At 43.6% G+C, this 6,725-nt stretch carries 5 protein-coding genes; 3 read left to right on the top strand and 2 right to left on the bottom strand.

Annotated elements, in window-relative coordinates:
- Nucleotides 1-9: 9 nt before the first annotated feature.
- Both JWG41_RS05540 and JWG41_RS05545 read right to left on the bottom strand, forming a co-directional pair.
- A complete protein-coding gene (locus JWG41_RS05540; protein ID WP_205268944.1) occupies nt 10-1,035 on the bottom strand; it encodes an ABC transporter ATP-binding protein in 1,026 nt (341 codons plus the stop codon).
- A gap of 33 nt (nt 1,036-1,068) precedes the next feature.
- On the bottom strand, nt 1,069-2,238 hold the full coding sequence (locus JWG41_RS05545) for an ABC transporter substrate-binding protein (RefSeq protein WP_205268945.1): 1,170 nt from the start codon (nt 2,236-2,238) through the stop codon (nt 1,069-1,071).
- Between the two features lie 139 nt (nt 2,239-2,377).
- Here JWG41_RS05545 and JWG41_RS05550 point away from each other — a divergent pair, with 139 nt between their 5' ends.
- From JWG41_RS05550 to JWG41_RS05560, 3 genes are read left to right on the top strand one after another with little or no spacing between them, the layout of a single operon-like run.
- Nucleotides 2,378-3,835, top strand: a complete 1,458-nt coding sequence (locus JWG41_RS05550) for an NAD-dependent succinate-semialdehyde dehydrogenase (protein WP_205268946.1) — start codon at nt 2,378-2,380, stop codon at nt 3,833-3,835.
- Nucleotides 3,832-5,121, top strand: a complete 1,290-nt coding sequence (gene gabT, locus JWG41_RS05555) for a 4-aminobutyrate--2-oxoglutarate transaminase (RefSeq protein WP_205268947.1) — start codon at nt 3,832-3,834, stop codon at nt 5,119-5,121. Before JWG41_RS05550 ends, gabT begins: the two co-directional genes overlap by 4 nt.
- A 6-nt stretch (nt 5,122-5,127) precedes the next feature.
- On the top strand, nt 5,128-6,573 hold the full coding sequence (locus tag JWG41_RS05560; protein WP_205268948.1) for a gamma-aminobutyraldehyde dehydrogenase: 1,446 nt from the start codon (nt 5,128-5,130) through the stop codon (nt 6,571-6,573).
- Nucleotides 6,574-6,725 lie beyond the last annotated feature (152 nt).

The raw sequence follows: 6,725 nt of genomic DNA on the forward strand, positions 1-6,725 counted from the left end.
TACAAATCCTTACAGTAAGTGCATGTCGGAATCTTTCCAACCCACAAGAACTTCCGAACCAACAGTTATGTTTTCTGCAGAAATTTTTAAGTTTTGAGTGGATGCAATGATACGGGATCCATTGGGAGTTTCAAAATGCATTTTGGAAGTGGCCCCTGAATACACTTGGCTTTTGAGAATTGCTTTAAAGGTTCTGTATCCCGTGGAATGGTTATCCTCTTTGGCGTTCGCAAATACATGGACTCGTTCTGGTCGGATCATTCCCTTTCCAGTTTGGCCAGTGAGTCGTTTGGTTTCCTCTAAAGAAAGGATATTAGAAGTTCCTACAAAGTTGGCAACAAATTCGGTTTTAGGACGATCATATAATTCTTCCGGCGTGGCGATCTGCTCCACCTTACCTTTATTAAAGACTGCAATCCGATCTGACATCGAAAGCGCTTCTTCTTGGTCGTGAGTGACAAAGATAAAAGTGATTCCCACTTCTTTTTGGATGGCTTTGAGTTCCAACTGCATTTCTTCCCGTAGTTTTAAATCAAGAGCTCCGAGTGGTTCGTCGAGAAGCAAAACTCCCGGACGATTGATAAGGGCCCTAGCGAGGGCAATCCTTTGTCTTTGGCCACCGGAGAGTTCTGATGGTTTGCGATTTCCCACATCGGGGAGGCGAACCATCGCAAGCATATCTGCGACTCTTTGTTCGATTTCTTTGGTTCCAGTTTTTTTGATTTTTAAACCATAACCCACGTTTTCCGCCACAGTCATGTGGGGAAATAAGGCATAGTCTTGAAAGACAGTGTTCACATTTCTTTTGTAAGGCGGGATGCCCGTGACATCAACACCTTCCAAAAGAACCCTTCCCGAGGTCGTATCTTGAAATCCTGCCACCATTCGGAGGCAGGTAGTTTTTCCAGACCCGGAAGGGCCTAACATTGAAAAGAATTCACCTTTTCTAATCCCGAAGGAGACATCATCCACCGCTATAAATTGGCCGAATTTCCTTGTAACATTTTGAAATTCAACATCGTAAACTTGGTCCATTCCTTCTCCTTCAGTTATCTTTTATGTTAGGATCTATTTACTTCCGATGATGGAAATATAATCTTCAGCCCATTTTTTGTAAGGTATACATTTTCTTCCACCGGAACAATCTTCTTTTGGAGTTCTCCAGAAAGAGATTTTTTCAAAGTTGTTGAATCCGTTTACGGCACAACCAGTGTCCCCAAGAAGAGCATTTCCTTTACAAGCAGATGGAACGGATGGAACTGATCCAAACCAAGAAGCAAGGTCACCCTGAACTTTTGGAGAAAGAGAATGTTCTAACCATTTGTAAGCACAGTTTACGTGTTTGGAATCTTTGTGTAACATGGTGCTATCAGCCCAACCAGTCGCTCCTTCTTTTGGAACAACAGAGGCTACAGGTTGTTTTTCGCTCACAAGAAGGTTCACTTGGAATGGCCATGTAGAAGAAGCAACAAGTCCTTCTTTTTTAAAGTCATCCACTTGGACCATGGCATCATGCCAATACTTTGGAACGAGTTGTCTTTGTTTCTTTAATAATTCAATGACAGCAGTATATTGTTTTTCATCCAATTCATAAGGATCTTGGATTCCCAGTTCTGGTTTTGCTTGTTTCAAATACAAAGCAGCATCAGCAATGTAGATGGGACCATCAAACGCTTGTACACGGCCTTTGTTTGATTTTCCATCAGCTAATACTTGTTCTTCAAAAACAACATTCCAACTAGTGGGAGCTTTTTTGAAAACCTTAGTGTTGTACATAAGTACGTTTGGACCCCATTGGTAAGGCACACCAAAATGTTTTCCTTCCACTGTATGCCAAGGAGCATTTTGCAAACGAGAATCTACATTTTTCCAACTAGGGATTAGGTCCGTGTTGATTTCTTGAACCTTTCCACCGGCAACCAAACGTAGCGATGCATCACCAGATGCAGTCACGAGGTCAAATCCACCTTCATTCATGAGTGCTACCATCTCATCAGATGTAGCGGCAGTTTTTACATTTACTTTACAGCCAGAACTTTTTTCAAATTCAGTGACCCAGTCGTATCCTTTATCTGTTTCACCACGTTCAATGTACCCCGGCCAAGCAACGATGGAAACTTCTCCCTCGCCTTGTCCGATTTCGGAAACCTTTGTTTCTTTTTTGCCGCAGGCAACCGCAAATGCGATTGAGAGAACTGCAACAGAAAAAACCACTCGTTTGTATGAATCGAATTTCATAAACCTATGTGCTCCTGGTTTTACTTATGTCAGTGATTTAGATACCAAAATCTCAAAATTAAGCAACCACTTCCTAGGTTTTCAAAAAAAAGGTAGGAATTTTTATGAGGTGGTATTTCGATGAAAGCACAGGTTTCGTATGAAATACATCAAAGATAAAGACCTTTTTCGACAAGAAAACTACATTGGTGGGGTTTGGTGCCCTGCAGAAAACAAAAAAGAAATTTTAGTAAAGAACCCCGCAAACGGTGAAGTGATCGGGAATATTCCTCATTCGGAAGAAAAAGATACAGACCGCGCCATCCGTTCCGCAAAAGAAGCATTGTTAGATTGGAAAACGCGACCGGCAAAAGAAAGAGCCGGAATTTTACGCAAATGGTTCCAACTCATGATGGACAACCAAGAAGATCTAGCTCTCATTATGACGCAAGAACAAGGGAAGCCACTAACGGAAGCTAGGGGAGAGATCGCTTATGCGGCCTCTTATATCGAATGGTTCGGAGAAGAAGCAAAACGTTCTTATGGAGATATCATTCCATCTCACAGAAAAGATACAAGGATTCTTGTTTTAAAAGAACCCATCGGAGTTGTGGGAACCATCACACCTTGGAATTTTCCTGCGGCCATGCTTGCAAGAAAAGTAGCACCAGCACTCGCTGCCGGTTGCACTGTGGTTTCCAAACCGGCAGAACTCACTCCCTACTCGGCTCTCGCCATGGCAGTACTTGGCGAACGGGCAGGACTTCCCAAAGGCGTATGGAATGTGTTAGTTGGAGACCCCATCAAAATTGGGAAAACCATTTTGGAAAGTAAAGAGGTTCGTAAACTGAGTTTTACTGGTTCCACAAAAACCGGAATTTATTTAATGGAAAAATCAGCAGCCACCTTAAAAAAACTCTCACTCGAGTTAGGTGGGAATGCTCCCTTTATTGTTTTTGAAGATGCTGATATTGATGAAGCAGTCAAGGGTGCCATGCTTTCCAAATACAGAAACACAGGACAGACTTGTGTTTGTGTGAACCGCTTCCTAGTCCAAGCGTCCATAGCCGAAGTCTTTGCCAAGAAGTTAGCGGAAAAAGCAAAAGAACTCGTGGTTGCCAATGGGATGGAACCGAATGCCCAACAAGGCCCACTCATCAATGATGCCGCTTTGGAAAAAGTAAAATCACATATAAGCGACGCAGTATCCAAAGGAGCCAAAATTCTTACTGGAGGAAAAGAACATAGTCTCGGTGGGAATTTTTTTGAGCCAACCGTGCTTTATCCCGTCAACTCCTCTATGATTATGACTAAGGAAGAAACCTTTGGGCCGGTCTCTTGCATCCAAACCTTCCAAACAGAAGAAGAGGCCATCCAATTAGCAAATGATACCGACTTTGGACTGGCTTCCTATTTGTATACAAAGGATATGGCACGCATTTTTAGAGTCGCCGAACATCTAGAATACGGAATGGTGGGGATTAATGAAGGACTGATTTCTTCAGAACAAGTCCCTTTCGGGGGCGTTAAATTTTCTGGAATGGGACGGGAAGGTTCCAAATATGGACTCGATGATTATACAGTAACCAAATATCTCTGCCTCGGAGGAATCACATGACGGGCAATCAAAAACAAACCAACCAAACTCTATGGGAAAGAAGACTGGCAAACGTTCCAAGGGGTGTTACAACCGCCTATCCGGTGTTTGCTGAAAAAGCGAAAAATGCAGAAATTTGGGACATTGAAGGGAAAAGGTTCATCGACTTTGGAGGTGGGATTGGAGTTCAAAATACAGGACATTGCCATCCGAAAGTGGTCGCTGCCATCCACAAACAAGTGGACCAAGTTTTGCACACTGCCTTTCAAATTATGCCTTATGAACCCTATATCGTCATTTGTGAAAAACTAAACGCAAAAGCACCCATTGATGGTGGAGCCAAAACCATCCTCTTTTCTTCTGGGGCCGAAGCCTTAGAAAATGCAGTGAAAATCGCAAGAGCTGCCACAGGACGACCAGGAATCATCAGCTTTCTTGGCGGCTTCCACGGACGAACCATGATGGCCCTCGCCCTTACAGGGAAAGTGGTTCCTTACAAAAAAGGATTTGGTCCTTTCGCAAGCGATGTCTACCACATTCCGTTTCCTATGGAATACCATGGTGTCACAGAAGATGATTCGATCAAAGCTTTGAACAATTTATTTAAAGCAGACATTGATCCATCTCGTGTGGCGGCGATTGCCATTGAACCCGTACAAGGTGAAGGTGGATTCTACATTGCTTCTCCGAGTTTCCTAAAAAAACTAAGAGCCATTTGTGATGAACATGGAATCCTTCTCATTGCCGATGAAGTACAGTCCGGGTTCGCCAGAACAGGAAAACTTTTCGCCATCGAACATTCGGGAATCAAACCGGACCTCATCACCACAGCCAAATCACTCGCGGCCGGGATGCCACTTTCTGCTGTGATTGGAAAAACTTCCATTATGGATGCAGTCGAACCAGGCGGACTTGGGGGAACATATGCCGGAAACCCAGTGGCTTGTGCGGCAGGGATTGCGGTAATGGATCTCATCGAAGAAGAAGGAATTTTAGAGAAGTCCGTCAAACTCGGCAAAATGTTAATCGCGGAACTAAACGAAATTAAAAAATCCTACCCTCATATTGGCGAAATACGTGGGTTAGGTGCTATGGTTGCGTTTGAACTTGTAGAGAACGGAGATGCCAACAAACCTTCTGCCGATTTAGCAAAAAAACTCACGGCAAAAGCATTGGAACATGGACTTGTCCTTCTCTCTTGTGGTGTGTATGGAAACGTAATCAGAATTCTTGTTCCGATCACCGCAGAAGAGTCCATCGTCAAAGAAGGACTTTCGATCATAACAAAATCTTTAAAGGAAATTTAAGTCAGGATGAAACAATTTAAACTTTGGATTGATGGTAAGTGGACAAATTCAAACGGCGGGAAACTCATGGAGATCGAAGATCCTGCCACTGGAAAAAAAATTGCCAAGGTAGTAGACGCGAGTGCCGCCGATGTAGACAAAGCAGCCAAAGCAGCACACAAAGCTTTTTATGATGGAAGATGGTCTGGGATCACACCAAGCGAACGTTCCAAAGCCCTTTGGAAACTGGCAGATCTTTTGGAAGAAAAAACCAAAGAATTTGCAAAAGCTGAATCTCTCAATGCCGGAAAACCTTATAAAAACCTAAGCCTTGCGGGAGACATTCCTTTTGCCGTAGATAACATTCGTTTTTTTGCAACGGCAGCTCGCGATGTGCATGGAAGCCGTGCGAACGAATACCAACCAGGATTTACATCCATCCTTCGCCGAGAACCAGTAGGTGTCGTCGGTCAAATTGCTCCTTGGAACTATCCTTTGCTTATGGCAGTTTGGAAATTTGGACCAGCACTCGCTGCCGGTTGCACCGTGATTCTAAAACCGGCACCGGGAACACCAATCACCTCACTCATGTTAGCTGAACTTACAAAAAAAGCCGGAATCCCGGATGGGGTGATCAATATTGTGACTGGTGGCAATGCAACAGGCCAAGCCATCGTAGACCACCCACTCGTTCGTATGGTTTCCCTTACCGGATCTACGGGAACGGGAAAAAACATCATGAAGTCGGCGGCAGATTCTCTCAAACGAGTGCATTTGGAACTCGGTGGGAAAGCACCACTCCTAGTATTTGATGATGTGGATATCAATCAGTTTGCCGCCAAAGCAACGTTTGGTGCCACTTGCAATTCGGGACAAGATTGTACGGCCGCCACAAGGATTATTGTTCCGAAAAGTTTACAGAAAAAAATCACCGATGCCGTTGTGGATGGGATGAAAGCCGTAAACGTGGGAGATCCCTTTAATGATAAAACAGAAATGGGCCCTCTCATCTCTGCCATCCACCGCGAACGTGTTGTCGGTTTCATGGATCGTGCCAAAAAACAAGGTGCCAAAATCCTCACTGGTGGTGTGATCCCGAAGGGATTCGATAAAGGATATTTCTTTGCACCCACTGTCGTCACTGACGTCAAACAAAACTTTGACATTGTGCAAAATGAAATCTTTGGACCGGTTCTCACCATCCAATCCTATGAAAAAGAAGAAGAAGGAATCAGACTCGCAAACGATGTCAATTACGGACTTGCTTCTTCGATTTGGACAAAGGATGTAGCGCGCGCTATGCGAGTTGCAAAACAATTCGAATTTGGAACGGTTTGGGTGAATGACCACTTACCATTGGCTTCGGAAACTCCTCATGGTGGATTCAAACAATCGGGATTTGGAAAGGATCTCTCCATCGAATCTGTGGGTGATTATTTAATCACAAAACATGTGATGGTGGGAGGAGTTTAGTTCCTCTTTTGACAATAGAAACAGTCGGATCTTTCGAAGAGAATTAGATCTAAAAAAAATCCGATTGTTTGATTCAAAATCTAAACTAAGGCAGCTTGTTTTAAAAATTCTTTGAATGTATCGATGTCTTTTGTAAAAAATACAGGTTTAGG

Origin of the sequence: Leptospira chreensis (assembly GCF_016919165.1) — a bacterium.
GTDB lineage: Bacteria > Spirochaetota > Leptospiria > Leptospirales > Leptospiraceae > Leptospira_A > Leptospira_A chreensis.

Bases quoted from the DNA above. Each gene is read 5' to 3' on its own strand.
- gabT (WP_205268947.1), top strand. From the start codon at position 3,832: ATGACGGGCAATCAAAAACAAACCAACCAAACTCTATGGGAAAGAAGA.
- JWG41_RS05550 (WP_205268946.1), top strand. From the start codon at position 2,378: ATGAAATACATCAAAGATAAAGACCTTTTTCGACAAGAAAACTACATT.
- JWG41_RS05560 (WP_205268948.1), top strand. From the start codon at position 5,128: ATGAAACAATTTAAACTTTGGATTGATGGTAAGTGGACAAATTCAAAC.
- JWG41_RS05540 (WP_205268944.1), bottom strand. From the start codon at position 1,035: ATGGACCAAGTTTACGATGTTGAATTTCAAAATGTTACAAGGAAATTC.
- JWG41_RS05545 (WP_205268945.1), bottom strand. From the start codon at position 2,238: ATGAAATTCGATTCATACAAACGAGTGGTTTTTTCTGTTGCAGTTCTC.